1 protein-coding gene and 1 pseudogene are annotated in these 3,895 nt (G+C 74.4%); one reads left to right on the forward strand and one right to left on the reverse strand.

What is annotated here, in order from left to right; all coding sequences use genetic code 11:
- On the forward strand, positions 1–2,747 hold a 2,747-nt coding region (locus SACPADRAFT_RS25940), incomplete at its 5' end, for an arabinosyltransferase domain-containing protein (protein WP_007026817.1).
- Between the two features lie 45 nt (positions 2,748–2,792).
- Here SACPADRAFT_RS25940 and SACPADRAFT_RS25945 read toward each other — a convergent pair.
- Positions 2,793–3,895 (reverse strand): annotated as a pseudogene (locus SACPADRAFT_RS25945) (hypothetical protein); the annotation flags it as partial.

Genomic DNA, 3,895 nt, shown 5'->3' on the forward strand with positions numbered 1-3,895 from the left:
GCACCCTGCCGTCGTCCGGGTGCACCGTCCGGCTCGCCGCCGACGCCGGCGGCACCACCGTCACCGTCGGCGGGTCCCCGGTGTACGAGGCCGAGGGCGACGTCCGCCCGCGCGTGGTCGGGATCTACAGCGACATCGACGACACGCGCGATCCGGTGACCGGGTTGGGCGTCTCGATCACTCCGGACACCCGTTACCAGTCGTCGGCCACCGGGCTGAAGACCACCGTCGGCGTGGCGGGCGGCCTGGCGCTGGTGGGCTGTCTGGTCGCGGTGCGGCGTACCGACGCCGTCGTCGGCCGCCGCGCACCGCGGTGGGCGCGGCGGGGCCGGTGGCGCCCCACCGGACGTGACCTCACGGTGGTCGGCGTGCTCGGCGCCTGGGTGTTCATCGGGCCGGTGACCTCGGACGACGGCTACATCCTCACGATGTCCCGGGTGGCCGGGGACGCCGGGTATCTCACCAACTACCACCGGTGGTTCGGTGTCGCCGAGGCACCGTTCGGGTGGTTCTACTACGTCTACGACCTCATGGCGCAGGTCAGCGTCGTCCCTCCGTGGATCCGGCTGCCGTCGTTCCTGCTCGGGGTACTGACCTGGCTGCTGCTCAGCCGCGCGGTGCTGCCCCGGCTGGGCCACGCGGTCCGGACGAGCCGCGCGGCGGGGTGGGCGGCGGCCACCGTGTTCCTCGTGTGGTGGCTGCCCTACAACAACGGGGTCCGTCCCGAGCCGGTCGCCGCCGTCGGGTCGCTGCTGGCGCTGTACGCGGTGGAACGCACCCTGGCCACCCGGCGGTTGCTGCCGCTGTGCCTCGGGCTGTCCGCCGCCGCGTTCACCTTCGCGGCCACACCCACCGGACTGATCGCCGTGGCGCCGTTCCTCGTCGCGGCGAAACCGCTGCTGCACCTGGTCCGGGAGCGGGCCCGGTACGGGTGGTCGCCCGTACTCGTGCCGATCGGCGCCGCCGGGCTCGTGGTGCTGTTCGTCGTGTTCGCCGACCAGACGTACGCCTCGGTGCTGGAGGCCGTCCGGCTGCGGAACGCGGTCGGCCCCAGCCTGTCCTGGTTCGAGGAGCTGGAGCGTTACGAACTGCTGTTCGCCGAGAGCGCGGACGGCGCGGCGACCCGGCGGTTCCCGGTGCTGCTGCTGATGCTGAGCACCGCCACCTGCCTGGCCGTGCTGCTGCGCCGGGACCGCATCCCGGGCACCGCGCTCGGCCCGAGCAGGCGGCTGATCGGCACGGTCGCGCTGTTCTTCGTGCTGCTCGCGCTGACCCCCACCAAGTGGACCCACCACTTCGGCGCGTTCGCCGGGGTCGGCGCGGCGATGGGCGCGTTGACCGCACCGGCCACCAGCTCGTCGGTGCTGCGCTCGAAACGCAACCGCGCCGCGTTCGTGGCCGGACTGCTGCTGGTGGCGGCCCTGTCGGTGACCGGGCCGAACGCCTACTGGTTCGTCTCCCGGATCGGGGTGCCGTGGCACGACATCCCGCCGGAACTCGCCGGGATTCCCGCGTCGACGCTGCTCGTCGCGGCGGCCGCGGTGGCGGCGCTGGTGGCCTTCGTGGAGAACCTGCGCGTCCGGCGCCCGGGCCCGCCCCGCGAGCCGGAACGCCGGTCGTCGGCGCTGTGGCGGGGATCGCTGGCGCTCATCGTCGGCTGCGGCCTGGTGATCGCCGCGGAGTTCGGCAGCATGGTCAAGGGGATGTGGGCGCAGTCCGACAGCTACAGCCTCGGCGCGGCCAACCTCGCCCACCTCACCGGCACCGGGTGCGGCCTGGGGCGCGACGTCACCGTGGAACGCGACCCCGTGGCGAGCGTCCTGTCCCCGGTTCCGGGGCCCCGGCAGCACACCGTCGTGCCGGACGACTCCCGGGCGGCGGCGGGTGTGCCCACCGGGGGCGGTGATCCGGTGCAGGCCACCGCCGAGGGCTTCCACCCGGCACCGGACGCGGACGGCGACCCGCTGGCCGAGCCGCCGCACGGCCTCACCCCGGACACCACCCCGATGTGGAGCAGCTACGGCGAGACCGGACCGCCCACCGGGGACCTGCGCACCCCCTGGTTCGGGCTGGACGACGCGGACGGCGACCAGCTCGTCGTCACGGTGTCCGCCCCCGCGGGCAAGGCCACGTCGGTCGACGTCCAGTTCGGCGAACAGACGCCCGGGGGGACCCGGGTCGTGCAGACCCGGCGGGTGCTCGCCCCCGGCGGTGGCACCGACGAGTGGCACAACGTCCGGATCGACCTCGCCGACGTGCCCGAGGGCGCGGCGGCGGTCCGGATCGCGGCGGACGACGACGACCTCACCGAGGACGGCTGGGTCGCGGCGACCGCGCCCCGTGCCCCGTCGTTCACCACACTGGCGGACAAGGTCGGCGACCGGCCGGTCTACGTGGACTGGCCCGCCGCCTTCGTCTACCCGTGCGTGAACCCGGTGAAGATCCGCGACGGAATCCTGGACGTGCCCGCGTACCACCTCACCGCGGGGGACCTGGCCGACGAGGCGGAATGGGCCGCCGCCGACGCCGGCGGCATGCTCGGCACCCTGGAGGAAGTCGCCGCCGAACCCGAGGTGCCGAGCTATCTCACCGGCGACCCGGACCAGCCGTGGGGCACGCTGCACGACGTCCGCCCGTACGAGACCGGCCGCGAACCGACCGTGCTGCGCGGCGAGCGGGTCCGCACCGGCTGGTGGTCCCCCGGCCCCGGCCCGGTGCCGTCCGACGGCCCCGCCCCGGACGGCTGACCCGGTGCGGATCGACCTGCGTGCTCCCCGACCGGATCACGTCGCTCAGGTGAGGCCGACGGTGGTCTGGCCGGGGCGGAGGGTTTCCCCGCACTGTCGGCGCGGCCACTCGCCCGACTTGTTCGCCCGGTCCACCGGCGCCATCGTCGTGTGCGCGTACTCCCGCAGTTCCGCCAGGGTCGCCGCGTCCGGGACGACGTCGCGGCGCACCCAGTCGCCGTTGCTCGGGCCCGGGCGGGGGTGTTCGTAGATCTGGTGGTAGTCGCGGGCCATCCGCGGGTCGGCGGGGAGACCGTTGGCCGTGCTCCACGGCGCGCGGGAGTGGATGAACGTCGGTCGCACCTCCTCGAAGACGTAGTCGCGCAGCCCGGCCCCGTCCCCGGCGGCGAGCAGGTCGGCGATGCGCGGTTCGGCCAGGCCCGCCATGTCCACCAGCTCCAGCCTGCTGGTCAGGGCCGCCCCACCCAGGTCCGGGTTCAGCAGCGACCCCCGTTCGAGTCCGAGGATGTCGGCGTAGGCGTTGAACACTCGTCCGGAACGGTCGGCCACGTTGCACAGGGTCACGTCGCCCCGGGCGCGGAACGAGTCGGCGGAGTCGGCCAGTGCCGCACCGGAGCCGGTCAACGCGAGCGCGAGCCCGCCCGCCAGCCACGCCCGGTGTGCCGTCCGCGACCGGCGGAACACCTCCGCGGTGGTCAGCACCCCCACCAGGGCGCCGAGCACCCACACCGGGGTGGCGAACCGGTACTGCGACATCCAGTCCGCGTTGAGCACGCAGTAGGCCGTCACCGCCAGCCCGAGCGGCACGAGCAGGGCGACCAGTCCCACCCGCCACCACAGCGGGCGGGTGAGCACGAGCGTGAGCGCCACGACCGTCAGCAGCACGAGCGGCGCGCCGACGTAGGACACCAGCTCACCCACCCGGGCCAGGTCGGAAGGTTCCGGTGGCTGCTGATTCTTGGCGACCGACGTGTTCGGCACCCACCGGTCGAAGGTGGCCCGCCGCCACGCCAGGTACGCCCCCACGGGAAGCAGGAACACCGTGGTCGAGAGCACGACCCGGTTCAGCGCCGGGCGGAAGGCGCGCCACCCCGTCGCGGCCGCCGTCGGCCCGCCACGCATCCGGCCCCGGCGGAGGCCCTGCCACA

This window comes from Saccharomonospora iraqiensis subsp. paurometabolica YIM 90007, assembly GCF_000231035.2.
GTDB classification, from domain to species: domain Bacteria; phylum Actinomycetota; class Actinomycetes; order Mycobacteriales; family Pseudonocardiaceae; genus Saccharomonospora; species Saccharomonospora paurometabolica.